This window comes from Sphaerisporangium sp. NPDC005288, assembly GCF_040607475.1.
In the GTDB taxonomy this organism is placed as follows: domain Bacteria; phylum Actinomycetota; class Actinomycetes; order Streptosporangiales; family Streptosporangiaceae; genus Sphaerisporangium; species Sphaerisporangium rhizosphaerae.
In genome coordinates this window covers 19,674-45,244 of the sequence record NZ_JBEXGT010000004.1, presented here as the reverse complement: position 1 = coordinate 45,244, position 25,571 = coordinate 19,674, and the positions used below count along the sequence as shown (strand labels likewise).

The window sequence follows — 25,571 nt, the reverse complement described above, 5'->3', positions numbered from 1 at the left end:
GTGGGAAGTGGATGGTCCGGGTGCGGCTGCCCACCCCGTGCGAGTGGATGGTCCCATGTGGCCGCCCACCCGTTCGAGTGGGTGGTCCGGATGCGGCTGCGCGGCGGTCATGGTGTGCGGAGGGTGTGGTCGTCGAGGAGTTCGAGCATGGGATGGAGCCACTCCATGCGCGGCGGCCCCATGCTCGCGTCGAGTTCCTCGGGGGTGGGCATGCGCTGCCTAAGGACCGCCGGGCTCACGAGTTGCTGCAGGCCCTGCGCGAGAAGGTTCGCCATCGAGTAGGACGGGTCCACGGCGAGCGCCCGCTCGACGGCTATCCCCGCGAGCGCCGAGTCGCCGCGGCGCCAGGCGGCGGCGCCCAGCAAGGAGGCGGCCGGCGGGACGAACGGAGCCTCCAGCCGGCGCGTGAGGTCGCCCCACAACGCGACATGGGTGTCCTGGGTGTCGTCGTCCATGAGCGTCCACGCCTCGTCGCGGACCCGGACCACGGACAGGTCGATGCCCAGCCGGGCGGCCTCGTGGTCGGGAAGCGGCCCGAGCCGGTGGAAGGCGTCGATGGACCGGCGGACCCGCTCCAGCCCTTGGGCGACGAACGCGGCGGGAGCCTCGCGCGGCTCCGCCACGGTGACGATCTTCCCCCGCACGTCCGCGGCCACGGAACGGGTGGCCTCACGCATGGTGACCCGGGCGGCTCCCGTGACCGGGACGATCGAGCGTCGCAGGCTCTCGCGGTCGGGCAGCGCCATGAGGCCGGCGAAGGTGGCCTGGGCGGCGACCTCCCCCGCGAGCGGGTCGTACGGCCGCCCCTCGGGCGGACAGCACTCGGCGCGGGTGCAGACGTAGGACCAGTAGCGTCCGTCGTCGGCGCGCAGCGCCTCGATGACGTTGACGCCGGCGACGGAGAGCAGCCGGCGGACCTCGTCCATGGCCGGTGTCACAAGGACGCCGTCGCCGAACCCGGCGAGGATGGTGTGCGTGACCCCCTCGCGCTGGAGGAGGGGGACGAGCCGGTCGAGGGCTCCGGGTGCGATCGGGAGATCCCAGCGCGTGGTGACGCGCAGCCGGCCGCGCGCTCCCCTCCCCGCGAACGCGATGACCACGAGACTGTCCGCCGGGTGGAAGCCCAGGATGTAGGGCACGGCCCCGAGGATGTCGTCGGGGGAGGTGAGGAGGATCGGTGATGGCGTCATGCACGCGAGAATCGCCGACCCGCGACGTGGCCATTCGCGGGAATCCCGTCTCTGTGGACGAGCAACGGAACGCCGTTCGCGAGCATCGGGGATGGCGAATAGCCAAGGTACGGCTATATCGGCCGCTTATCTCACGCCATAAGTGGTTTTATCCGGCTGGGAGGAACGTCGCCTGTCACCGTATTGCGGGTGCATCGGGCTGCGGAGAAGCGCACGGCCTTGTCCACAGCCATCCCCGCGCGTCGAGAACCCCGCGGATCACGTGAGCGGGGATGACGGAAGGGGCCCGCGCCGCGTCGTACGACCCGGGACAGTGAGCGGGGGCCAAAGTGGCCCCCCGCTGGCATCCGGTCGAGGGATGGACGCCTGTGGCCCGCGCACGCGGGTCAGGCTGTGCGGGGCGGCGGGGTGGGTGAGAGGCGGGTGCGGACCAGGATGGTGGCGCCGGCGACCGCGGCGGGCATGGCGACGACCGCGCCCAGTGGGATCAGGAAGATCAGGAAGACCACCACGCCGAACCCGAGGGCGGCGGCCCGGTCGGCGCGCAGCAGCGCGAACCGCTGCTTGCGGCCGAACCCCCTGCGCTCCATGGCCAGCGCGGTCAGCTCCACCGAGAGGAAGAATCCCGACACCGCCGCGCCCAGCACCGGGACCACCGTCTGCCCGACCACCGGCACGAACCCCAGGACGAAGAGCGGGATGGTGAACATCAGCACGTACGCCAGCGTGATCAGGCTGTCGCGCACGGACCGGATGATGGACCTCCAGAGCGGGAGGTCGACGGCCTTGTCGACGCCCCCCATGTCGTGCTCGACCCGTTCGGAGAGCTTCTCGTAGAACGGCTCCCCTATGGCCAGCGTGGCGGCGGTGAAGGTGATGACCGACAGCACCAGGCCGAGGGCGAAGACCACGATGCCGAGCAGTGTGCGCACGGTGCCGCGGAGGGCCGGTTCCCAGTCGTCGGCGAACGGCGTGGCCCAGGCGGCGAGGTCTCCGGCGTAGGTGCCCAGGAGCACGAGCGCGACGACGTAGAGCACCAGCGCGATCAGCGCCGGGATGAGCCCGAAGACCCACTGCCCGGGGTGCCGCGCCACCCAGCCGAGGCCCTGGAAGAAGTACTTGACGCCGTCGGCGAAGCCGCCGATCCCGCGGCGGGTGGGCTGCCCCATGCTGTTCATGCCCGGCAGGCTAACGCCTCCGGCCCACCCGATCGCAAGATCAGCTGAAAGATCCCTGTTTCCAGAGAGAAGTCACCTCAACGCCCAGTTGCCGGAAGAGGCGGCGGAGCAGGGGCAGCGAGATGCCGAGCACGTTGCCATGGTCGCCCTCGATGCCCTCCACGAACCAGCCGCCGAGGCCGTCCAGCGTGAAGGCGCCCGCCACCCGCAACGGCTCACCGCTGCCGGCGTAGGCCGCGATCTCGTCGTCGCCCGGCGTGCCGAAGCGCACCACCGTCGAGCCGACCTCGGCCGCCTCGGCGCCCGTGGCGGCGTCGATCACGCAGTGCCCGGTGAGTAGCCTGCCGGTGCGCCCGCGCATCGAGCGCCACCGCGCGATGGCGTCTTCGGCCGACGCCGGCTTGCCGTACGCGCGCCCGTCGAGCTCGAGCACGGAGTCGCAGCCGATCACCAGGCCCGTGGTCAGGCCCTTCGCGACCACCGACGCCTTGGCGCGGGCCAGGGTGAGGCTGAGCTCGGCGGGCGAGGCGGCGGTGACGGCCTCCTCGTCCACACCGCTCACGATCACCTTGGGGTCGAGCCCGGCGCTGCGCAGCAACGCGAGCCGGGCCGGTGAGGAGGACGCGAGAACGAGCTCCGCCTTGTCTTCCGCGTCTGCGATCTGCGTCATCTCATCCGATCTTCCGCGCCTGGGCTCTCCGTTACGCCTCCCGAGCCTAATGCGCCCGCGAGCCGGGAGATCCGCCGCCTCAGTGCTCGACCGCACCCCCCGGTGGCACCGGCCACAGGACCACAGGACATGGAGCGCGGTCAGAGCGGCCGGATGCTGCTGATCAACGTGTTGATGTCGGCCCAGCGCTTCTTCTGCGCGTCGGGGATCGTGATGAAGACCATGGCCGGCTTCGCCGCCGGAACGTCGACCAGGGCGACGGCCGCGGTGGCCACGTGCTTCTTCCCGCCGGCCTTGTAGGTGACCCTGTAGCCGAGCAGCCAGCCCTCCCGCTTGCCCGCCTTGAAGCCCTGCGAGGCGGTCCACGTGATCTTGGAACCGTCGGGGTGGTAGTTCAGGGTCCAGCGGGCCGCCAGAAACGCGGTGTCCTTGAGCTCGTCCTGCACCGCGATCGGGACGGGGCAGGTCGCCAGCAGTCCGCGGTGCCCGGCTCCCTTCACGGCGGGGAGCACTCTGCGCGTGGCGAACGGCGAGGACTTGGTGAGCTTCCACTGCTTGACGAAGCGCGTGAAGGAGATGCCCGACCTGTTGTCCTTCACCCGTCCCTTGGCCGGCGCGCCGTGCCCGGGGTAGTTCGCGAGCCGGCGGTTCGCCGGAAGCGCGGGGACGCGCGGGTCGGCCTCGGCGTCGGCGAGGGCGCTCTTGCCGGGTTGCGGGGTGGCGACCGGCGTCGACCCGGCCCCGGCGGGCTCCGTCGTGACTCCCGGAGACGCCGATGTCCCAGCGGTCGCGGCGAGCGCCGGCGACGCGGAGGCTCCCGGGGCGGCGGAGACGCCCGGATCCGCGGCGGATCCGGAGGCCGGCGCCGCCGCGGAGGCGGACGTCCCCTCGAGGGGCGCTTGTGAGGTGGCGGGGGCGCCGGACGGTGGCGCGGCGCCCGTGCCCTGGACCGGCAGCGTGGACGGCGGTCCCGCCGGGGCCGGACCGGCGGCCGTCGGGGCGCCCTTGCCGAGGTCGGTGACGGAGAACGCCACGACGGCCGCCACGACGGCCACGGCCGCGACGACGCCGGCCAGCCCTCGGTAGATGACGCGCATCGGCAGGTCGCCCAACCGGGCGATCGGCGATCGGCGCTTGGCGGGTGGTGGCGGCGGCGGAGGCTCCTCGACGGTGATCTTCGGCAGCGGCGCGGTCGGCGCGTCGGCCGTTACGTACGCTGGGACGGCTTTTGTCCCGTAGTTCCCACCCACCCCATTTGGCACGTTGGGGAGCGTACGGCAATTCGCCGGACCATGCCCGAGTTCCCGATCACACTTCGGGAACGAGTCCCTACCGCATCGAGGTTTCCGTACGCCCTGACCTCCCCTTTCGCCTTCCGGTCAACGGCGCGGGAGAGCCGGTCACGCCACCGCGGCAAGCCCCCTACCAGCCGGTATGATCATGGAGCAACGGCTACCGCGACGGCTACCGCGACGGGTCGCGCAGCGGTCCCCAGCCGGCCGGGCGCAGGCCGCCGGCCCTCAGCCACGGCGCGTCCGCGACGACCGTTCGCGAGCCGGGCTCGATCTCGGTGAACCCGGCGTCGCGCACGACGGGAAGCCCGCTGTCCACCAGGGCGGCCCACCGCCAGGGCTCGGCCGTGCGCACGGTGACCCCCAGGCCGCCGGCGTGCCACGCGGCGCGGGCGGCCTCGTCGGTGCCCCACCAGGCGAGCTGGGCCGCGTGACCGGCCTGGGCCATGGCCTTGCCCGCCGACATGTCCAAAGACGGGTTGAACCACAGCACGACGCCGCCGGGCGGGGGCTGCGAGGGCGGCGCGGAGTCCACCAGGTCGGTGCCGGAGACCTGCAGGCGCGACAGCTCCTTGGGCCAGGCGTCGAGCGGGATCGGCGGGTGCACCCGCACCTCGGCCGAGCGCAGCGTCACCGTGGCGCCGGGAAGCTCCTCGACCCGCCGCCACTCGGCGCCCCTGGCCCGGCGCACGACCTTCCTGATGCCGATGGTCTCCCACGCCTGGACGGACTCGGCCCACTCACCGCTCACCGCGCGCTCGTCGGTCAGCAGGGTGAGCACGGCCATCGCCGCCGCCTCGAGGGCGTCGGTGCGCTCGGGCGGCGTGGCACGCTCGATGCGGACGACTAGGGGGAGCACTCTCTGGTCTGGCGCGTTCACGCCCCCAAGGATCTCACCGCCCACCGACAAGCGAGCGCCGAGGCGCGAGACGGGCCGGGGGGTCAGGTAGCGGTGGCGGCGGGGACCGGTTCGGCGGTGGGGGCCGCGCCGGAGGCGGACCCGCCCCTGCCGACGCGCAGCGACATGACCGCGGCCACGGCGCACAGCAGGCCCGCGCCGTACCAGGCCGCGTCGTAGTGGCCGAGGTGGTCGCGGGTGAGGCCCGCGGCGACCGCGGCGATGGCCGCGCCGACCTGATGAGAAGCGAAGACCCAGCCGAACACCACGCTGCCGTCCTTGCCGAAGAGCTTGCGGCACAGCGCCACGGTCGGCGGGACGGTGGCCACCCAGTCGAGGCCGTAGAAGATGATGAACACGAGCATGCTCGGCTCGGCCGTCGCGGCGAACAGGGGCGGCAGCACCAGCAGTGACGCGCCGCGCAGCGCGTAGTACGCCCCGAGCAGCACCCGCGAGTCGACCCGGTCGCTGAGCCAGCCGGAGAAGATCGTGCCCGCGATGTCGAAGACGCCGATGAGGGCGAGCAGGCCGGCGGCGGTGGTCTCGGCCATGCCGTGGTCGTGCGCGGCGGGGATGAAGTGCGTTCCGACCAGGCCGTTGGTGCTCGCGCCGCAGATGGCGAAGCCACCGGCGAGGTACCAGAACGAGCGGGTACGCGCGGCCGACCGCAGCACGCTGATCGCCCGCACCGCCGCGCCTCCCGGCCGCCCGGCCGTACGCGCGCCGCTGCCACGGACGGCCGTGTCACCCGCGGCCGGACCAGCGGCAGCGGAACCGGCCGGACCACCGGCCGCGGAACCGGCCGCAGGGGCCGCGGGGACGACCGCGGGTTCGGCGCCCAGAGCGGTCAGGCCGACGTCCTCGGGGCGGTCGCGCAGGAGGAGCCAGACCACCGGGACGACGGCGAGCGCCGCCACGGCCACCACCACGGCGGCCGTCCGCCAGCCCGGCCCCTCGGCCAGCCAGGCGAGCACGGGCAGGAAGATGAGCTGCCCGGTGGCGCCTCCGGCGGTCAGCACGCCGGTGACGACGCCGCGGTGCCGCACGAACCACCGGTCGGTGACCGTGGCGACGAAGGCCAGCGCCATCGAGCCGGTGCCGAGCCCGACCAGCACACCCCAGCACAGGATGAGCTGCCAACTGGAGGTCATGAAGACCGTGAGCCCGCTGCCGAGGGCCACCAGCAGCAGCGCGGAGGCGACCACGCGGCGCATGCCGAGCCGGTCCATCAGAGCGGCGGCGAACGGCGCGGTCAGGCCGAACAGCATCAGGTTCACCGACACGGCCAGAGAGATGGTCCCCCGGGACCAGCCGAACTCGGTCTCGAGCGGGGTGATCAGCACTCCCGGTGTGGCGCGGAAGCCGGCGGCTCCGATGATGGCGACGAAGGCCACCGCCGCCACCGCCCAGGCCCGATGCGGCCACCGTCCGCGCCTCACGTCTTGCGTCAGCATCATGCCGACCATAGTGAGGTGTCCGATTCACCGGCCACGAGTGGCTTGACAGCCAACATGTGAAAGAATCCGGCCATGGTTCACCGCATCGCCGTCGTCGCCCTGGACGACTTCGCGACTCTGGACCTCGGCGTTCCCGGCCAGGTGTTCCGGGTCGCCGAGGACGCCGATGGCCGGCGGCTCTACGAGATCGTCACCTGCACCCCTGGCGGGCGCACGGTGCGCGGGCCCGCCGGGTTCAGCGTGATCCCCGACCACGACCTGTCGGTCCTGGCCACGGCGGACACCGTCATCGTCCCGGGCGTCCACAGCGGCTCCGCTTTCAGCGACGGCACGATCGACGACGAACTGCGCGACGCGTTGCGCGGGGCCGCCCTCCGGTCGCGGCTGATGTCGATCTGCACGGGGGCGTTCGTGCTGGCCGCCGCCGGGTTGCTGGACGGCCGGCCGGCCACGACGCACTGGAGGAGCGCCGAGCTGTTCCGCTCGCTGTACCCGCGGGTGCTGCTCGACCCCGACGTGCTGTTCATCGACGACGGCGACCTGCTGACCTCCGCCGGCGTCGCGGCGGGCATCGACCTGTGCCTGCACGTGATCCGCCGCGACCACGGCAGCGAGATCGCCAACCGGGTGGCACGGCGCTGCGTCACCCCGCCGTGGCGCGAGGGCGGTCAGGCGCAGTACATCGAACGCCCGCTGCCGGCCGCCGGGGACGCCACCACCGCGCCCACCCGCGCGTGGATGCTGGACCGGCTCCAGGAGCCGCTGGACCTGGCCACCTTGGCCAGGCACGCCCGCATGAGCGTGCGCACCTTCACCCGCCGCTTCCGCGAGGAGACCGGGCTCAGCCCGGCACGATGGCTCATCAGGCAGCGGGTGGAGCGCGCCCGCCATCTGCTCGAGACGACCGAACTCCCGGTCGACCAGGTGGCGGTCCGGGCGGGCTTCGGCACGGCCGTCTCGCTGCGCCAGCACCTGCACGCGACGGTGGGCGTGGCCCCGCTGACCTACCGGCACACCTTCCGCGCGGAGGCCCCGGCGGCCTTCCGCTCCGCCTGATCCGGCCGGGCCCCTCGCCCCGTCACGCCGTCGGGCTGTTGCTCTGTCCTGAGACGGGGGGCTGAGTCATGATGGCGGTTCGGGCGATCGGTGAGGGAACGAGGAACCATGTCGTACGCGGACGCCTTCGCGATGAGCATCGATGATCCGGACGGGTTCTGGGGCCGGGCGGCCACGGCCGTGACCTGGGACCGCATCCCCGACATGACGCTGGACGCCGATGCGGCCCCGTTCTACCGGTGGTTCCCCGGCGGGGAGCTCAACACCTGCCACAACGCCCTGGACCGGCATGTGGCCGGCGGTCGCGGCGGGCAGGCGGCGCTGATCTACGACAGCCCGCTCACCGGGACCTCCCGCACCTACACCTACGCCGAACTGCTGGAGGAGGTGGCGCGGTTCGCCGGCGTGCTGCGCGGCCTCGGCGTCGGCAGAGGCGACCGGGTCGTCATCTACATGCCGATGGTGCCCGAGGCGGTCGTGGCCATGCTCGCCTGCGCCCGCCTCGGGGCCGTGCACTCGGTGGTGTTCGGCGGCTTCGCCCCACGTGAGCTGGCCGTGCGCATCGACGACGCCCGGCCCGTGGTGGTCGTGTCCGCCTCCTGCGGCATCGAGCCGTCCCGCGTGGTGGAGTACAAGCCGATGCTCGACAGCGCGCTGGAGATGGCCGCGCACCGGCCGGCGCACTGCGTGATCCTCCAGCGCGAGCAGGCGCCCGCCGCGCTGACGCCCGGCCGCGACATCGACTGGCGCGAGGCCATGGCCGCGGCCGAGCCGGCGGAGTGCGTGCCGGTGGCGGCGACCGACCCCCTCTACATCCTCTACACCAGCGGCACCACGGGGAAGCCGAAGGGCGTGGTGCGCGACAACGGCGGCCACGCGGTCGCGCTGCTGTGGAGCATGCGCAACGTGTACGCCATCGCGCCGGGCGAGGTCTTCTGGGCGGCCTCGGACGTGGGGTGGGTGGTCGGACACTCCTACATCGTGTACGCCCCGCTACTGCTCGGCGCGACGACGGTGCTGTACGAGGGGAAGCCGGTGGGCACGCCGGACGCCGGGGCGTTCTGGCGGGTCATCTCCGACTACGGGGTGCGCGCCCTGTTCACCGCGCCGACGGCGTTCCGCGCCATCAAGAAGGTGGACCCGGAGGCGGCCTACCTGGCCAAGTACGACATCTCCTCGTTGCGAACGCTCTTCTTGGCGGGCGAGCGGCTGGACCCGGACACCTACCACTGGGCCACCGAGAAGCTCGGCGTGCCGGTGGTGGACCACTGGTGGCAGACCGAGACCGGCTGGGCCGTCGCCGCCAACCTGCGCGGCCTGGACCCGATGCCGATCAAGCCGGGGTCGCCCACGGTCGCGGTGCCCGGATACGACGTGCGCGTGCTCGACCCCGAGGGCCGGCCGTGCCCTCCGGGCGTGGACGGGGCGATCTGCGTGCGGCTGCCGCTTCCGCCGGGCACGCTGCCCACGCTCTGGCGGGACGACGAGCGCTACGTCGCCTCCTACCTGTCGGCCTACCCCGGGCATTACCTGACCGGCGACGGCGGGCACGTCGACGAGGACGGCTACCTGTACGTCATGGGACGCACCGACGACGTGATCAACGTGGCCGGGCACCGTCTGTCCACCGGTTCGATGGAGGCCGTGCTGGCCGGCCATCCCGCCGTCGCCGAGTGCGCGGTGATCGGCGTGGCCGACGAGCTGAAGGGCCAGGTGCCGCGCGGCCTGGTCGTGCTCAAGAGCGGCGTCGAGGCCGACCCCGGGCGGCTGTGCGAGGACCTGGTGCGGCTGGTGCGCGACCAGATCGGGGCCGTGGCGGCGCTGAGGCGGGTGGACATCGTCCCGGGGCTGCCCAAGACGCGGTCGGGGAAGATCCTGCGCAAGACCATGCGCGGCATCGCCGACGGCGCCGACGAGCCCGTCCCCTCCACCATCGAGGACGCCTCGGTGCTGGACACCCTGCGGCCGATCCTCCGCGCCCGCCCCTGATCGCGGGCGCCCGCCCCGGGCGCCTCACACCAGCCGTCCACCGCGCAGGAGGGGGGCGAGGGCCGTGCGCCGCACAGATCGGGGGAGGGCCGTGCACCGCACAGGACCGGGCGAAGGCCGTGCACTGGGCAGGGTCGGACAAGGCCCGCAAACGCGAGATCCCGGCTGGACGGTGTCCGGCCGGGATCTCGTGGTGCTCTCATGCCGCCCGCGAGGACGGCCCCAGGTGGAGCTATGGGGATTCGAACCCCAGACCTCCTCCATGCCATGGAGGCGCGCTACCAGCTGCGCCATAGCCCCTGGTCGCTCGGCGGACCCCCTTGCGGCGGCGCCGTGCCTCGCCAGTGTATCGGAATTCGCGACCCCGGCCGAACCGCCGGAGCGGGCACCGGCGGCTCCGGAGCGGCGCGCCGCCGCACCGGCGGTCCACCCAGCAGGAACGTAGACGGCCACACACCATCTGGCCTGCGGTGATGGCCACGCGCAAGTGAGCGCCATCACGACTTGCGGCCAGTCGGTCACCTTGTTGGAGGGGGCGGTTTCCCGGCAGGACGATCTTCACGATCGGCCACCGACGAGGGCCCCGCCCATCCCGGCACCCCGAGGCAGGACTTCCCGGCCGGCAAGCTCACTCACCTTGACAGCGACTCTTACTTAGGGTGACCATTAGTCGCCCTGCGTAATCGTCCGCTAGGAGCCGACATGCATCGCAGCCCCCACGCGCTCAACGCCGGATCCGCGTTCGACACCAGCGATGTCGATCAGGACGGCTACATCGACAAGGAGGACATGCGCCTCATCGGCCTGCACCTGGCCGACCGGCTCGGCCTGCCCGCCGACTCCCCCGCCCGCGCCGGCCTGCTGGCCGCCTACGCCCACGTCTGGGCCAACGTCGTGGCCGCGGTCGGCACCGACGACAACGGCCGCATCAGCCGGCAGCGGTACATCGAGTACGCCGTCTCCCCCACGCTCGACCGCACGCGGTTCATCGTGGCCATCGTCTGGCCCATCACCGACGCACTGTGGGACGCGCTGGACGCCGACGGCGACCAGAGGCTCAGCATGCACGAGTACCTCCGCCTCTGGTCGGCCTACGACGTCGAGACGGCCGAGGCGCGCGAGGCGTTCATCCTGCTGGACACCGACGGCGACGGCCACCTCGGCAAGGACGAGTTCGCCCAGGCCATGTACGACTTCTACTTCAGTGACGATCCGCGCAAGGCCGCCATCCCGATCCTCGGCCGCTCCTGACCCCGCTCACCCGCCTGAATCCCGCTCGACCCGGCCGCACCCCTCGCCCGCCGGAACCCGGCTCACCCCGAATCCCGGCCATCCCGGCCATCCCGGCCTGGCTCGTGCTCATCGCAGTGAGCCGGCCCTGCGGATCAGTCCGGCCAGCTCGGTGACCATGGGGTCCTCGGTCGCCGCCGAGAGCCGCTCGGCGTGGCCCGCCAGCGTGCCGAGGTCCTCGGTGAACATCTCGTCCTCGGCGTGCCTGAGCCGCTGGGCGAACGCCGCGACCACCGCGTCCACCTGCAGCCGCGGCGCCGCCGTCTCCCACAGGCGGTCCGATAGCCCGCCCACCTCCAGCGCGCGGCTGGTCTCGGCGGGCTCGCGGGTGTCGGGGTCCTGCCAGCGAACCGTGGCCACGGCGAGCTGCCCCGAGGTTCCCGGGCGCAGGCGCACCGCGTACAGCGCGGTGACCGCGTGGCCGGGCCCGACCTCGCCGCCGTCCTTGGTGTCGTCGCGGAAGTCCTCCGCGGCGATCGCCCGGTTGTCGTATCCGAGCAGCCGGTAGGACTCGACGGTGGCCGGGTTGAACGCCACCTGCGCCTTGGCGTCGCGGGCCCGCAGATCGAGGTTCGCCGGCAGGCGCTCGACGAAGACCTCACGCGCCTCCTGCTGCGAGCCGACGTAGACGGCGGCGCCGTCGCCGTGGTCGGCGAGCTGTTCCATCAGCGTGTCGCCGTACTCGCGGCCGACGCCGACGCACAGCAGCGTGACGCGTCGCCCGGCGAACTCCTCGACCCGGTCGAGGATGCCCTGCCAGGTGGTGTCCCCGGTGTTGGCAAGGCCGTCGGACAGCAGGATGACCCGATTGGTGGCGACCGGCCGGAAGGCGCGCGCCGCCTCCTCGTACCCGGTGACCAGCCCCGCCTGCAGGTCGGTCGATCCCTCGGTGGCGAGGGTGTCGATGGCGGCGTGCAGGTCGTGCCGCTCGCTCGCCGGAGTCATGGAGATGCGCACCCTGGCCTGGTCACTGAAGGACACGATCGAGACCCGGTCGCCCGGGCCGAGCTGGTCCACCAGCGTGTGCAGGGCGTCGCGCACCAGGTCCAGCCGGCCGGGGTCGCCCATGGAGCCCGAGACGTCGACCACGAAGGTCAGGTTGGCGGGCCGCCGAGCGGCGGCGTCGGCGGTGCGGGTCTGCAGTCCGACCCGCAGCAGGGCGGTGCCTTCGGCGGCGCCCCTGGCCCCGTCGAGCCGGACCGCGAAGCCGTCCCCCGGCGGCTCGGGGTAGCCCTGCCGGAAGGCGTTGACCCACTCCTCCGGCCGCACCTGCGCCGGGTCGGGCAGGCGTCCGGCGTTGATCGTGCCCCGCGCGTAGCCGTAGGAGGCGGTGTCGACGTCCAGCGCGAAGGTGGAGATCTTGTCCGGCGACTCGGCCTGTCCGGTGGGCGCCGGCGGCGCGGTCGCGCCGGGCTCGTCGTTCGCGGCGGCGTTGCCCTGCCCGGACTGCCCGGACTGCCCGGACTCTCCGGACCCTTGCCCGGAGGTGGCGCCGCCGGGGCGGGACGGTTCGCGCGCCCCGGAGGTGTCGTTGGAGGTGCCGCCGCATGCTGAGACGAGCAGCACGAGCGCGGCCAGGACGCAGATGAGGATTCGTGACTTCACAGGAGGCCCCCTCTCGGTGTCACCTCCTACGACGGTCCCGCGGACGCCCGCGCCGGAGCCGTCACCCAAGCGACGGCGAACCGTGCCCGCCGCGTGACCACCCGGCGGCGGCCGGGCACCCGCGATCCACACGGCGGACCAGGAACGGACACCGCCGCCGGACGGTCAGAAGGTGTTCCTGCGGCAGTTCAGGAACAGCTGCATCTCCAGCGGCTCGTCCTCGGTCGCGGGGACGTAGGCCAGGTCCATCTGCTCGCGCACGCTGAACCCGGCCTCCTCGACGACGGCCCGCAGTGCGTAGCGGGCGTAGCCGGTCATCCGCAGCCAGGTGTCCAGGACGCGGATCGGGGCGTCGTCGATGTCCATCTCGACCATGCCGATGGCCAGCCAGCCGCCGGGGACGAGCAGGTGGTGCAGGCGCAGCAGGGTGGCCATGATCTCGTCGCGCCGCAGCATCGACAGGGAGAAGTAGGCCACGACGGCGTCGAACCGGCCGAGGCCGTCGTCGATGTCCACGACGTCCAGCCGGCGCAGGTCCGCCTCGGGCACGTTCCCGGCGGCGAGGGCCAGCATGACCGGCGAGATGTCGATGCCGGTCACCTCGCAGCCGGCGTCCACCAGTTGCCTCGCCGTGGGCAGACCGGTGCCGCAGCCGACGTCGAGCACCCGCGCGCCCGGGCGGAGCTTGCGGAGAATCCATTCGGCGGAGGCGATCTGGCCCCCCTTGTAGGGGAACGCCTCGTCGTACCGAGCGCCGATGCGGTCGAACGCGTCCGCCTGCGCGGCCCGGTGCGCCGGACGTGAGCGTCTCGCAGTCATCCATTCCACCCAACACTGAGCCGTCAACTTGTTTCTCATTAGATAGAGTGCCAACACTATGTAAGTCAAGACCAGTCAGGACATGAGTTGATGCAGTTAATGTGACAATTGCCGCTCACAGCGCATTCAACGACTGTGCGACGCCGGCGGCCGGTTTCCGGCCCGGTCGAAGCCTTAATTCGCGCACGCCCTTGCCGGCCCGCCAACGGGCGCGACGGGTACGCCCCCGGCTCGAGGGGTGGTGGAAGTTTCAGCCGCGAACGCCGGGGTCAGGGCGGCGACCTGCGAAACCCTCCGCCGCCGCCGACCGGCGTTGTCCCGCGTTTCCGCGCCGACTTAGGGTGACCCCGCCCCGCGTGGGAAGCCGGGCCGGCCGGTGTGGCCGGGCGACGGCGTGAGGAGGCGGCGATGAGGATTGTGTACCGCGCTCGACCGGCGGGAGCGGCACCCGGCGGCCGGAGGCGACCGTCCCGATCGCGCCTCGTCATCGCGGTGCTGCTGTCGGCCGTGGCCGTGTTCCAGCTCTCCGCGCGGGCGCTCGCGCTCGCCGATCCGCCCGCGCCGGTGACCGGCAACGCCACCTACTTCGACGCGCTGGGCGCCCCCTACGGCGGATGCGGGCTGCCGCAGTCGGTGCTGGAGAGTCAGGACTTCGTCGCGCTCAACGTGTACAACACCCCGGGCGACTACGGCTTCTACGCCCGCCCGCTGCCGCCCTCGATGGCCGACAAGATCGGCATGTGGGACAACGGCCGCAACTGCGGGCGCTGGGTGCAGGTCTCGATCGCCGACTACTGCACCGGGGTGAACGACGGCGCGCAGAGCCAGGCGTTCTGCCGCAACGGCTCGTGGGTGAGCGACGCCTACAACGGGGCCACGCTCACCATGCTGGTGGCCGACAGCTGCGGCGACACCAACGCCTGGTGCCGTGACGACCGCTACCACCTCGACCTCGCCAAGGACTCGATCAACAGGTTCGCCAAGAACGGCGCCCCGGTCGGAGACCTGTACCCGAACCACTGGAACAACCGGCACGTCACCTGGTCGTTCGTCCCCGCACCCGGGTACACCGGTGACATCCAGATCGGGTTCATCCAGGGCGCGCAGCGCTACTGGCCGGCGATAGCGGTGTCCCGCCTGCCGAACGGGCTGCACGGGGTGGAGTACCAGGTGGGCGGCGCCTGGCAGCAGGCCCAGATGAACGGCGACATGGGGCAGTCGTACATCATCGCCCCGACCGAGACAGGCGGGACGCGGTACCGGATCAGAGCGCGCGACGCCTCGGACGCGCCGGTCAACGCGGGCCGGGTGTACGAGTTCTCGCTGCCCTCGGCGTGCTCGCCCTGCGGCGCGGCCTACACCAAGGTCACCTACACCACCGACACCTCGACGCCCACGCCCACCCCCTCGGCCACGCCGACGCCGACGCCCACCGCGACGCCGACGCGCACGCCCACCCCCACCCCGTCGGCGACCCCGACGCCCACTCCTACGCCCACGCCGACGTCCTGCACGGCGCGGTACGCCACGCAGAGCCAGTGGCCGGGCGGGTTCACCGGGCAGATCTCGGTGACCAACGGCGGCCCGCCGCTGTCGGCCTGGACGATCACCTTCACCGTGCCGGCCGGCGTCACGGTCGCCTCGGGCTGGAACGGCACCTGGACGCAGTCGGGCAGCACGGTGACCGTGAAGAACACCTCGTGGAACGGATCGGTCGGCACCGGAGGGATCATCACGCTGGGCTTCAACGGCACCACCACGGGCTCCGCCGCCCCGGGCGCGACGGCGTTCACCCTCAACGGCTCTCCCTGCGCCTGACCACGCCCGCCGTCACCCGGACGCGCCCGCCGTCACATCGAACGGCGGGCGCGTCCGCGCGTCGCGTCCGGCGCCGCCCGCCGTCACTCGCAGCGGCGGGCGGGCACGTCACGACCGGGCGGCCAGCGTGATGGCGGCGTAGTCGGCGACCGGCTCGTAGCCGAGCGCCTGGTAGACGGAGTTCGACGTCGGATTGGCCAGGTCGGTGAACAGCAGCAGCAGGTCGGCCCCGGCCTCCTGTGCCACGCGGCTCGCGCCGTGGGTCACCACCGAGCCGTAGCCGCGCCTGCGGAACTCCGGCGGGGTGTACACCGGGCCGATGCGCGACATTCCGATGATCGGTCGCGAGAAGCCCGCCATGGCGACCGGCCGGCCGGCCTCCTCGGCCAGGACGAACTCGCCCTGGCCGACGCGGTGCTTGACCTGCGCCGCCGGGTCGTCGTGGCCGACCTCGGGCTCGGCCTCGGCGAGGAACTCGCGCATCCACTGGGTGATCAGCTCGACGTCGCGCTCGCCGGCGACGCGGGCGGCGCCCCCGCGCGACGGCGGGCGCAGAGCGCCCAGCCGGTAGAGCCGCATCGACACACGGGCGGTCTCGGCGCGGCCGGACGCGGCGGCGAACGCCTCGGTTTGGCGCAGCGGCCCGTTGACGCCGGTGGCCTCGCGCTCGCGCAGCTCGCGGGCGAGCGGGGCCACGGTGTCGAGCGGGATGTCGCCGAGCAGCAGGGGACTCGGCGGGGTGTGGAGCATCGCCGCGCGCACCTCGCCGCCGGAGGTGAACCAGCCGAGCAGCGGATCGTCCTGCCACAGGCCGTGCCGCATGCGGCCGAGCACGGTCAGCGGGACCGTGTTGCGGACCGGATCGCGGCGCAGCCACGCCTCGGCCGCGCCCGGGAACTCGTCAAGGGACGCCGTGAACCTCCACACCATGCGGGACAGTGTGCCAACGAGCACCCCGATCGGGCGAGCCGTTTTCCCCGGTCAGAACTCGTCGGCGCCCGCGACCTGACGGACGGGGAACACATGGCGGGACGCCGCGCACACGGTCTCGAGGACGTGGACGGGAGTGCCGCCGGTGGAGTACCCGGCCCGCAGGATGCGCACGACCCACTCCCCCGGCGGCAGGAGCAGCGTCTCGCGCTCGAAGACGGTGGGCTCGCGGGCGATGAGCTCCTCCTCGGCGTGGCCGAAGCGGTGGCCGAGGGCCTCGATGCCCGCCTGCAGGCTGGGCAGGACGAAGCCCGGCGCGGCGAGCGGCGTGCCGCCGAACAGGTCGAGGCGGAAGTAGCTGGTGGCGATGCGCACGGGAACCTCGTCGGCCAGCAGCAGCTTGCGCCGCGCCAGCACCTCGGCGCCGGGCCGCACGCGCAGCGCCTCGGCGACGCGCTCACCCGCGGGCTCGGGGCCGACGTGGAGCATGCGCCGGTCGGCGCGGACGCCCTGCCGCTCGGCCTCGGCCACGAACAGGGAGGCCGACCCGCGGTCGGCGGGCTCGCTCGGCAGCGCACGGCGCACGACCACCTGGGGGACGCCCGCTTCGCGGTGAAGGCCGGCCATGCCCAGAGCGGCCGCCTCACGGGGGTCGCCGCTCTCGCGGCTCTCGCCGGGGCCGCCGGACGCCTCGCGGCCCGCGCGCCCCGCCGCGTCGAGTTCCACGCGAATCGCCTTTCCGATGTCGGCCGTGGCCACAGGGCGCCGTCTCTGCGATCGACGGCCGCCCACCACGTCTCGGGCGGTGATGCCACGCCCGTGTAACGCCAGGTGGAGCTATGGGGATTCGAACCCCAGACCTCCTCCATGCCATGGAGGCGCGCTACCAGCTGCGCCATAGCCCCTTGCGATGCGCCGACAGTCTATCGGAACCCGGCGGGGCCCGTGTACCGATGACCGCCGCCTCCGGCCGCGCGAGAGGCGGCCGTGGAGCGCAGGTCACGACATGGGGATGCCGACGCGTCGGGTAAGACCGTTGAGACGTTCGAGCGGAACCACCGCGTGCTTGCCGAGCGAGCCGGGGTTCGCCGGCTCGGTCAGGCGGGCTCGTCCTCCAGGTAGCGGTCGCCCGCGGCGTACCAGCCGGTGAGGATGTGCGCCGCGACCACGGCGAACAGCAGCGTGAAGGGCAGCGTCCACCCGCCGGTGGCCGAGTACAGCACGCCCACGGCGAGCGGCCCGGCGCCGGCGATGAGGTACCCGACGCTCTGCGCGAAGGCCGACAGCGCCTGGGTCGCCTCCGCGGTGCGGGTGCGCAGGGCGAACAGCGTCAGGGCCAGCGGGAACGAGCCCATCGCCACGCCGGTCAGCATCACGAAGACCCACAGCGCCGAGACCGGCGCCCACAGCATGCCGCTCAGGCCGACGAGGTACAGCAGGCCGAGGCCGGCGACCATGGGACGGCGGCCGGTCACCCGTGCGGCCAGGACGGGCACGGCCAGCGAGACCGGGATGCCGAGCGCGGTGAAGACCGCCATGCTGAGCCCGGCCTGGCCGTCGGTGTATCCGCGGTCCTGCAGGAGCTGCGGCAGCCAGCCGAACATCACGTACGCCACCAGCGACTGGGTGCCGAAGTACCCGGTCACCGCCCAGGCCAGCCGGTTGCGCACCAGCGCCCGCGTCCCGGCCCTCTCTCGCCCGCTGAACCGCTCCGGCTCACTGCGCGACAGCGCAAGCCACGGAATGGCGGCCACAGCGGCGAGTGCCGCCCACACACCGAGGGCGACGTGCCAGTCGCCGGCGGCCCGTTCAATGGGGACCGTCGCGGCGGCGGCGAGCATGGTGCCGACGGCCAGTGCCGTCGCGTACACAGTGGTCATGGTGGCGGCGCGCTGCGGGAAGTGCCGCTTGATCAGCGCCGGGATCAACACGTTGCCGATCGCGCCCCCCGAGAGCGCCACCACGCTCGCCGCGAGGAACACGACGCTGGAATCGGTCATGACCCGCGCGAGCAACCCGGTGCCGAGGAGCAGCAGCGCCCCCAGCAGCAGGCGGTGCTCGCCGAGGCGCCGCGCCAGCCAGGGCGTCACCGAGCCGAACACGGCGAAGCAGAGCACCGGCAGGGTGGTCAGCAGGCCGGCGACGACCCCGGACATGCCGAGAGCGCCGCTGACCTGGTCCAGGACCGGCCCCAGGCTGGTGACCGCGGTGCGCAGGTTGAGCGCCGCGAGCACCAGGCCAAGACCCACCAGCCATGACAGCCGTACCCGCGGCCGGCGGTGCGACGCGGCGGTGGCGGACGGGGCGGTGGTGAGCACGCTCATGGCGGGGACTGGTCTCCGTTGGTCGATCAATACATCGAATCATGGGATGACTGGATGTCATTGATGTTAACAGACCCACAGACTGTCCGCTTTGCCGGGGTGACACCCCCGCTATGGCCGCCCTTGGCATCATGTCGAGGTGCCCGTCCGGCGGCATGAAGAAGGGGGCGGGCCGCCGCCCGCCCCCTCCTCCTCGCGCGCGTCAGCCCAGGCGCTCGGGGCGCTCGGGCGCCAGCGGCGGCTCCTCGTCCCAGCGAGGGGTGCCCTGCGGCGAGACCGGGCCGGTGCCCGGCGCGGGGAGCGGGGTCTCCGGCGGGTAGTCACGCTGGACCGGCTGCGGCGGCATCGGCTCGCCGTACGCGGCGCCCGTCCCCGCCATCGTGCCGGTGCCCGCCACCGGGTCGGCGCCCGTGGCCGTCCCGGCCGCCGGGGTCAGCCCGGGCCCGGCCGTGGTGCCGGTGCTCGGCATCACATCGGCATCCGGCGCCGTGCGCGCCGCCGCCGCGGAGTCGCCGCCGATCGGCGAGGGCACCTCGCCGCGCCAGCCGCCGGTCTCGCGGCCCCGGGACTCGATGAACTGCTTGAAGCGCTCCAGGTCCCCGTGGACGCGCATGCGCACCAGCTGCAGCTTGTCTCCGACCGTCTCCACGACGCCCTCGGGCTCGAAGTCCATCCGGAGCATGACCCGGGTGCTCTCGGCGTCGAGCGGCTGGAAGGTCACCACGCCGCCCTGGCGGGGCTCATCCATGGACCGCCAGGCGACCACCTCGTCGGGGCGCTGTTCGGTGATCTCCGCCTCGAACTCACGGTGGACGCCGGCGACCTGGACGCTCCAGGCCAGGCGCGTGTCGTCGATCTGCTTGACCGACTCCACCCCTTCCATGAACTCGGGGAAGCTCTCGAACTGGGTCCACTGGTTGTAGGCCGTCCGGACGGGCACGGCCACGTCGACCGAATGCTCGATGGTGCTCATCGGCTTCCTCCCTTTTTGTGGGTTCGGAAACCTGCTCTGCCCATCAATGAAAGCGCTATTCGGACTTCGGTCCAGCAATACCGGGCCATGGGACGATCAACCACTGCACCAGGGGTGCCGGGCCGAAATTCCCGCGTCACCTCCGCCCGGCCGGTCGCCGGGCGGGAGGCGCCGCGGGGAATCAGTGGCAGTTCACCAGCACGATGGATACGACCGTGCAGCGCACCTGGGCGGTGTCGTTGGCGGCCACCGGGTCGGTGGGGCTGGAGCTCGTGCGGGCGGCCGTGAAGGTGTAGGGCACGCCGATGTTCAGCAGCCCGACCGGCACCGAGAACTTCCTGGTCTGCGTGGCGCCCGGCGCGAGCGGGCCCACCGTGCAGTTGACCGCTCCCGAGACGGCGGCGCAGTCGCCGGGCGTGGCGCTGAGCCCGGGCGGCAGCGTCGTGGTGACCGTGGCGGTCTGCACCGTTCCGGGACCGTTGCCGGTGACGCCGACGGTGAACTCGATCTTCGGGACCAGCAGGGCGAGCTTGGGCGTCGCGGTCAGGCGCACGGCGGCGTCGGCCTGGTTCACGATGGTCAGGACCGGTCCGGTGACGATCTCGGAGGCGTAGTTGGAGCCGCCGAGCTGGCCCTGGAAGGTCTGGTCGCCGGCCGGCGCGTCGTCGGCGATGTCCAGGGTGAAGGCGACGGTCGCCGAGGCCCCGCCGGACAGCGCCCCGACCGGGGCCTGCACGCCGATGGGCCCGCCGGGGCCGGGAATGGTGGAGCACGGCCCGGCCGCGCCGTCGCATCCGGTCAGCACGGCGTAGGAGGGGAGGACACCGGGGGTGGTGAACAGCCTGGCGGTGGCGTTGAGCACCGTGAAGGCGTGGATGTTGGTGACCTTGACGGTGACCGTGACCGCGTCGCCGGTGTTGACCTGGGATGCCGACAGGGCCAGTTGCACCTCCGGCTCCTCGGCGGAGGCGGGGGTGGCGAACAGCGGGGACAGGACCATCGCGATGACCGTGAACGCGAGGGCCAGGGGGTGCCGGAGGGGTCTCATCGCAGCCTTTCCATCGAAGACCTGGACCATCCGACTATGGCCGTTCATAACTCCGCAGGAAGCGAATCGAGGTAATTATGTGACCACATATGGTGACCAATTGTGGACGCCTGCCACGGCCAACGCACCGCCGGTCCCAAGCGTCCAACACATTCGCCCCGAAGCGGCCGAGTCACGGCAGTGGCCCGTCCACCCATGCGGCAGTGGTGAGCCCGAAGGCGCGGACACGCCGCAGGAGACGTTGACGAGGCTCACCGCGTTCATCGCCGACGACAAGGGCGAGGACGCCTGTGAGGTGCGCGAGAGGGAGCCGTCTGGGCCACCGATCAGCTGAGACCTTCCTCGGGCCATGCTTCACCTTCTTCCACGTCGCCGCCTACACCGGAGCGCGGGACGGGGAGCCGAACTGTGGCCGGGGACCGATCGTTCTCGGTGGCGACGGCGGAAGCGGACAGGAGCGTCGCGGCGGCGAGGCCGCCCCAGAGTGCGGCCTCGCCGTGGGAGGCGAGAGCGGTGATGACCGCCGGGGAGACGGCGAGGCCGAACCCCGTGGAGAGCTGGAAGCGCGCGAGGGCACGTCCCAGGACAGGGGCCGGAGCAAGGGCGGTGACGAGCGCGGTGGCGCTACCGGCGTAGATGATCTCACCGATGGTGCAGACCACGGCCACCATGGCGACGGCCGGGGCGCCCCAGCCGCGTCCCAGCGAGGTGGCCGCGAGGAAGCCGAGGTAGGAAGCGGTGAGTACCACGCCTGCGAGGGCCAGCACGGTCCGCCGGGAGAAGCGGGACATCAGGACGGTGACCGGAACCTGCAGGGTGACCACCAGCACCGTGTTGGCCACGAAGACGGCTGACGACCACACGGGTGATGCGTGCAACCGGGTCACCAGGACCAGGGGGACCGCGACTTCGAAGATGTTGAGGCAGAAGACATAGACCACGTTGGCGGCCAGCAGCGCGCGCATGCGAGGAGCGGGCCCGTCGTCCCTGCCCCTGGGCGGGGTGGCAGCCGGATGAGCGTGCACGTGGACCGACCACGCCAAGGCCGCCGCAACGAGATAGGCGAGCCCGGTGACGGCTGCCAGCGCCTGCAACGCGGTGGTGCCGCCGGTCAGGCAGGCGGTGGCAAGGAGCGCCCCCGCCCCCAGGCCGGCGTTGCGCAGGGCACGGCCTCCCGCGAGAGCGGCGTCCCGCTCGAGGCCGTGGGCGACCGTGGCCACCAGGGCTGCGTGGGCGGCCGGCCATGCCTGGTTGCCGATGCCGAGGAAGAGCGCCGCCGCCGCGAACAACCAGACGTGGCCCGCCGGGGCGGCCAGCAGCAGCGCCACACCCAGGACCCGCACCAACATCGACGCCGCCACGACCGTGCTGCGTGCGCCTCGGTCCAGCCATCGGCCGACCGCGGGCATGCACACCAGACCCATGACGGCGCCGACCGTCATGGCGATGCCGGTGGCCGACGCGGACAACCTCAGCACCGTCACCCCGTACAGCAGCAGAAAGGGCCGCAGCATGCCGGTGCCGAGCGCGTCCACGGCCAGGGCGACGGCATAGCGGGGGCCGCCGGAGGCACGGACGAGAGCGCGCGGCTGGATCTTGGTGGTGGTCGCCATGGCGCCAACGGTGCGTTCGGGCGCCGCGCTGGGCACGCCGGTTGACGGACACCGTCAATCGACGCGGCCGTCGGCCATCCGACCAGCGATGATGAGGGGATGACGTTGAGGATCGACATCAGCGGCCTGCCGTCCGGGCGACTGCGGTTCGCCGCCTCCCCGCTGGCCGAGCTGACCGCGATGCTCCACGTACTGGCCGAACCCGGGCATCACCCGCGGCTGGCCGCCTGGGCCGCGGACGTCTGGGCCGGGCTGCGGCCGGAGCCGGCCGAGCGGCTCAAGGAGGCGGAGTTCCTCTGGCGTTCCTCACGAGCCGACTTCCTGGTCCCCGCCCGGCCCCGGCCGAGCCTCGCCGAGGAGTTGGACGATGTGGACCGGATCGACGATGAGACCTACGTGACCGCCGCGCTCGTCACCACCTGCGGCAGCAACCGGGTCCGCTTCGGCGCGCCGTCGCCGCTCGCCGACGCGACGGCGCGCGAGCGGGCCCTGGACCTCGCCCAGGCTCGCGGCGCGCTCCAAGAGGCCTTCGCGGAACGGCTGCTCGCGGACCCGGCCGCCGTCCGGGCACGGGTGCGTCACACCCTCGAACAGTGCGCCGAGGCCTTCTTCGACGCCGCCTGGGCAGGCGTCGCCGTGCGACTGGCCACCGACCTGCGCCTGAAGCACGACCTGCTGAAGCGCCAGGGCATCGGGGCGGCACTCGCGTCGGTCTCCGGCGCGGTCACCCTGGCGCCGGACGGCGACCACATCGTCGTGGACAAGTTGCAGGACAACGCGATCCCCGCCCACGGCACCGGGGTCACCTTCCTTCCCAGTGTCTTCGGCCATCCGCACCTGGTGGTGATCCACGCGCCCGGATGGCAGCCGGTGGTGCAGTACCCCGTGGCCGAGCCGATTCCATCGGAGCCGGTACCACTGGAAACGGTCACGCTACGGCTGGAGGCACTCGCGCATCCGGTACGGCTGCGGCTGCTGCGCACCCTGGCCCGCGGCCCGCACACCACCGGCGAGCTGGCCCACGCCTGGGAACTCACACCCCCGGAGGTCTCCCGCCACCTCGCCGTCCTGCGCCGCGCGGGCCTGCTCACGGCCCGGCGGCACGGTCGTTACGTCCGCTACACCGTTAATCTGCCCGACCTGACGGCGTTGGGCGCCGACCTGCTGGCGGCCGTACTGCGCTGAGCAGCCCGCCACATCACGCGCCTCCACCACAGCCAGGCGGACGGTGCTGATGCGCTACGCCACCTGTACCAGGTGCTCACCGAAGAACCCGGCGATCCTCTCGACGGCGAGGTCCACGTACTGATTGTTGTCATAGAGGTCAACGTGACTGGCGCCGTCCATCCAGTGGATCTCCTTGGGGCCGGTGGCCCGCTGGAAGGCTTCGACGCTCATCCACGACGTGACGGCACGGGAGCCGACGATCATGAGCAGCGGGCGGCGCCCGATCAGTGGGATCGGCGCGAAGGCGTCGAACGCCGCCATCTTGTCGATGCTGTCCCAGGTGAGGAAGCCCGCCGAACGGGGATGCCGGGCACGCTCGGTGCGGTAGTACTCGAAGCCCTCGGCACCGTGCTCTCCACCCAGCGCATACGCCTGTTCGGCGGTGTCGGGAAAAAGGGTCAGCACCGGCGGCTTCCCGCCCCGGGCCTCGACGGTGCGGGCGTGGGCCGCGGCGTCCAGCATGCCGAGGAACACGGCCGGGTCCTGGGAACCGTCGGCCCCCAAGCGGAACTGGCGCGCCACGTCCACGGCGCTGACGGTGGCGAGGGCCTTGACCCGGCGGTCACCCGCGGTGGCCGAGAGGGCGTACCCGCCGGAGGCGCAGATGCCGAGCAGGCCGATGCGGTCCGGATCGACGTCGCCCCGGCCGGTGAGGAAGGAGACGGCGGCCTTGAGGTCCTCGACGCGCTGCGCGGGGTCCTCCAGGCCGCGAGGTTCGCCGCCGCTCTCGCCTTGGTAGGCCGCGTCGTAGGCGAGCGCGGTGAACCCCCTTTCGGCCAGGAGCCGGGCGTAGAGGCCGGCAGCCTGCTCCTTCACACCGGTGCCGGGGTGGCCGACGACGATCGCCGGACGCGGCCCCTCGGGAGGGGTGTCGGGCATGTAGAGATGACCGGCGAGCGGGATGCCGGCGCTGTGGAAGGTGACGTCGATCTTCGCCATGGAACTCTCCGTTGAACGGTCAGCCGGCCCGGCACGGTGCCGGGCTCGTGTCCACGGTCGTCACAGTCCCGAGCAGGCGTAAGCGGCGAGTTCTTGCCTGGGAAAAACCCTGCCCCCTCACCCACACCGCTACAGGCTCGACAATGGAGGACATGAGCACCGTGTCCGGACCCGGCGAGCTGGGCGCCTTCCTCAAGGCTCGCCGGGCGCAGCTGGCCCTGCAGAACCTCGGCCTGCCCGAACAGGACTCCCGCCGCAAGGTCGCGGGGCTCCGCCGCGAGGAGGTCGCCCAACTCGCCGCGATCAGCGTCGACTACTACACGCGGCTGGAGCAGGGGCGGGTCAGAGCCTCCGCGTCGGTGCTCGCCACGCTGGCTCGGGCACTGCGCCTCGACGACGACCAGCAGCGATACCTGTATCGACTGGCCGGCAAATCCGACACGCGGCCCAGGAGGCGCCGGCCCCCGCAGCGCGTACGCCCCGCCATGCGACGCCTGCTCGATCAGCTCACCGGAACCCCCGCCGTCGTCCTGGGCAAACGGCTGGACATCCTGGAATGGAACGCGGGCGCCGCAGCCCTGTACACGGACTTCTCACAGATCCCCGCGGGCCGGCGCAACTATCTGTACCTGCTGTTCACCGACCCGATCATGCGAGGCATGCACCTGGAGTGGGAGCACGATGCGCGCGACGCCGTCGCCGCTCTGCGCATGGAGTCCGCGGCCGATCCCGACGACCCCCAGCTCGCCCTGCTCGTCGGCGAGCTGTCCGTGCGGGACGCCGACTTCCGTACCTGGTGGGCGGAGCATCGCGTCAACAATGCCACGTATGGCACCAAGCGTTACCGGCATCCGCTGGTCGGTGATCTCACCCTCGACTGCGACACCTGGAGCAGCCCCGACGGCTCAGGACAGCGCCTGATGGTCCTCACCGCCGAGCCTGGTTCCCCATCCCACGACGCGCTGCTCATCCTCACCGCATGGGCGTCGAGGCAGCCGAGCGAGAACCTTCCTTCCACGCCACGATGATGTCCCGCCCAGCGGCGACGCCGCCGATCGGGCGCGAACAGGCCGAGCCGCGCCGCCGGGTCCGTAACACTTCATGTTGGCTCCGGGGATCTTCTCGGTTGGCCTGTCGGGTCAGAGTCCCAGGTTGAGGAGTTGAGCGCAGAGGTCGTCCGCTTGCTGCTGTGATTCGGCGTAGAGGGCGATGAGCTTTTTTCCGGTCGGGAACAGATGGGCCTCACCGTTGTAGA

General features: G+C 72.4%; 21 protein-coding genes and 2 tRNA genes. 6 read left to right on the top strand and 17 right to left on the bottom strand.

Annotated features, from left to right (window positions below):
• Positions 1–107 precede the first annotated feature (107 nt).
• From ABZU32_RS05385 to ABZU32_RS05360, 6 genes are all read right to left on the bottom strand, one after another.
• Positions 108–1,190: a DUF4192 domain-containing protein gene (locus tag ABZU32_RS05385; protein ID WP_354917456.1), complete on the bottom strand. Its 1,083-nt coding sequence runs from the start codon at positions 1,188–1,190 to the stop codon at positions 108–110.
• A 386-nt stretch (positions 1,191–1,576) separates the two neighbouring features.
• A complete protein-coding gene (locus ABZU32_RS05380; protein WP_354917453.1) occupies positions 1,577–2,368 on the bottom strand; it encodes an EI24 domain-containing protein in 792 nt (263 codons plus the stop codon).
• A gap of 40 nt (positions 2,369–2,408) precedes the next feature.
• Positions 2,409–3,038: a nucleoside triphosphate pyrophosphatase gene (locus tag ABZU32_RS05375; protein WP_354917450.1), complete on the bottom strand. Its 630-nt coding sequence runs from the start codon at positions 3,036–3,038 to the stop codon at positions 2,409–2,411.
• A gap of 140 nt (positions 3,039–3,178) precedes the next feature.
• The gene (locus ABZU32_RS05370) at positions 3,179–4,300 is read right to left on the bottom strand and encodes a hypothetical protein (protein WP_354917448.1); all 1,122 of its coding nucleotides are present in this window, start codon (positions 4,298–4,300) and stop codon (positions 3,179–3,181) included.
• Positions 4,301–4,502: 202 nt separating this feature from the next.
• A complete protein-coding gene (locus ABZU32_RS05365) occupies positions 4,503–5,210 on the bottom strand; it encodes a peptidyl-tRNA hydrolase (protein ID WP_354917445.1) in 708 nt (235 codons plus the stop codon).
• A gap of 62 nt (positions 5,211–5,272) precedes the next feature.
• The gene (locus tag ABZU32_RS05360) at positions 5,273–6,685 is read right to left on the bottom strand and encodes an MFS transporter (RefSeq protein WP_354917442.1); all 1,413 of its coding nucleotides are present in this window, start codon (positions 6,683–6,685) and stop codon (positions 5,273–5,275) included.
• Positions 6,686–6,757: 72 nt separating this feature from the next.
• Here ABZU32_RS05360 and ABZU32_RS05355 point away from each other — a divergent pair, with 72 nt between their 5' ends.
• Both ABZU32_RS05355 and ABZU32_RS05350 read left to right on the top strand, forming a co-directional pair.
• Positions 6,758–7,741, top strand: a complete 984-nt coding sequence (locus tag ABZU32_RS05355; protein ID WP_354917439.1) for a helix-turn-helix domain-containing protein — start codon at positions 6,758–6,760, stop codon at positions 7,739–7,741.
• Between the two features lie 108 nt (positions 7,742–7,849).
• Positions 7,850–9,730, top strand: coding sequence for a propionyl-CoA synthetase (locus tag ABZU32_RS05350; RefSeq protein WP_354917436.1), 1,881 nt, complete (start codon positions 7,850–7,852; stop codon positions 9,728–9,730).
• Positions 9,731–9,957: 227 nt separating this feature from the next.
• Here ABZU32_RS05350 and ABZU32_RS05345 read toward each other — a convergent pair.
• A tRNA-Ala gene (locus ABZU32_RS05345) sits at positions 9,958–10,030 on the bottom strand.
• Positions 10,031–10,432: 402 nt separating this feature from the next.
• Between ABZU32_RS05345 and ABZU32_RS05340 the strand changes: the two genes are divergently transcribed.
• Positions 10,433–10,981, top strand: a complete 549-nt coding sequence (locus ABZU32_RS05340) for an EF-hand domain-containing protein (RefSeq protein WP_354849717.1) — start codon at positions 10,433–10,435, stop codon at positions 10,979–10,981.
• Positions 10,982–11,089: 108 nt separating this feature from the next.
• Here the strand turns inward: ABZU32_RS05340 and ABZU32_RS05335 are convergent, their stop codons facing one another.
• Positions 11,090–12,625 (bottom strand): von Willebrand factor type A domain-containing protein, encoded by a 1,536-nt coding sequence (locus tag ABZU32_RS05335; protein ID WP_354917433.1) that lies wholly within the window; start codon positions 12,623–12,625, stop codon positions 11,090–11,092.
• A gap of 165 nt (positions 12,626–12,790) precedes the next feature.
• Positions 12,791–13,444, bottom strand: coding sequence for a class I SAM-dependent methyltransferase (locus ABZU32_RS05330; protein WP_354849711.1), 654 nt, complete (start codon positions 13,442–13,444; stop codon positions 12,791–12,793).
• A gap of 408 nt (positions 13,445–13,852) precedes the next feature.
• Here ABZU32_RS05330 and ABZU32_RS05325 point away from each other — a divergent pair, with 408 nt between their 5' ends.
• Positions 13,853–15,262 (top strand): cellulose binding domain-containing protein, encoded by a 1,410-nt coding sequence (locus ABZU32_RS05325; protein ID WP_354917430.1) that lies wholly within the window; start codon positions 13,853–13,855, stop codon positions 15,260–15,262.
• 108 nt (positions 15,263–15,370) lie between these two features.
• Here ABZU32_RS05325 and ABZU32_RS05320 read toward each other — a convergent pair whose 3' ends face one another.
• The 7 genes from ABZU32_RS05320 to ABZU32_RS05290 form a co-directional block, all read right to left on the bottom strand.
• Complete coding sequence (locus ABZU32_RS05320) at positions 15,371–16,192, bottom strand: GNAT family N-acetyltransferase (protein ID WP_354917427.1); 822 nt, start codon at positions 16,190–16,192, stop codon at positions 15,371–15,373.
• Positions 16,193–16,243: 51 nt separating this feature from the next.
• On the bottom strand, positions 16,244–16,918 hold the full coding sequence (locus ABZU32_RS05315) for a UTRA domain-containing protein (protein ID WP_354917424.1): 675 nt from the start codon (positions 16,916–16,918) through the stop codon (positions 16,244–16,246).
• 106 nt (positions 16,919–17,024) lie between these two features.
• Positions 17,025–17,097: transfer RNA gene (locus ABZU32_RS05310), tRNA-Ala, on the bottom strand.
• A gap of 192 nt (positions 17,098–17,289) precedes the next feature.
• The gene (locus ABZU32_RS05305; RefSeq protein ID WP_354917421.1) at positions 17,290–18,516 is read right to left on the bottom strand and encodes an MFS transporter; all 1,227 of its coding nucleotides are present in this window, start codon (positions 18,514–18,516) and stop codon (positions 17,290–17,292) included.
• A 202-nt stretch (positions 18,517–18,718) separates the two neighbouring features.
• A complete protein-coding gene (locus ABZU32_RS05300; protein ID WP_354917418.1) occupies positions 18,719–19,489 on the bottom strand; it encodes an SRPBCC family protein in 771 nt (256 codons plus the stop codon).
• A 181-nt stretch (positions 19,490–19,670) separates the two neighbouring features.
• The gene (locus tag ABZU32_RS05295; protein ID WP_354917415.1) at positions 19,671–20,537 is read right to left on the bottom strand and encodes a hypothetical protein; all 867 of its coding nucleotides are present in this window, start codon (positions 20,535–20,537) and stop codon (positions 19,671–19,673) included.
• Between the two features lie 326 nt (positions 20,538–20,863).
• Positions 20,864–22,150 carry an MFS transporter gene (locus ABZU32_RS05290; protein WP_354917412.1) on the bottom strand — a complete coding sequence of 429 codons (1,287 nt, stop codon included), beginning with the start codon at positions 22,148–22,150 and terminating at the stop codon, positions 20,864–20,866.
• A gap of 99 nt (positions 22,151–22,249) precedes the next feature.
• Here ABZU32_RS05290 and ABZU32_RS05285 point away from each other — a divergent pair, with 99 nt between their 5' ends.
• Positions 22,250–23,335: a helix-turn-helix domain-containing protein gene (locus ABZU32_RS05285; RefSeq protein ID WP_354917409.1), complete on the top strand. Its 1,086-nt coding sequence runs from the start codon at positions 22,250–22,252 to the stop codon at positions 23,333–23,335.
• 54 nt (positions 23,336–23,389) lie between these two features.
• On the opposite strand, the gene ABZU32_RS05280 is transcribed toward ABZU32_RS05285, so the two are convergent.
• Positions 23,390–24,316, bottom strand: a complete 927-nt coding sequence (locus tag ABZU32_RS05280) for an alpha/beta hydrolase (RefSeq protein WP_354917406.1) — start codon at positions 24,314–24,316, stop codon at positions 23,390–23,392.
• Positions 24,317–24,468: 152 nt separating this feature from the next.
• Between ABZU32_RS05280 and ABZU32_RS05275 the strand changes: the two genes are divergently transcribed.
• The gene (locus ABZU32_RS05275; RefSeq protein ID WP_354917403.1) at positions 24,469–25,344 is read left to right on the top strand and encodes a helix-turn-helix transcriptional regulator; all 876 of its coding nucleotides are present in this window, start codon (positions 24,469–24,471) and stop codon (positions 25,342–25,344) included.
• Positions 25,345–25,571 lie beyond the last annotated feature (227 nt).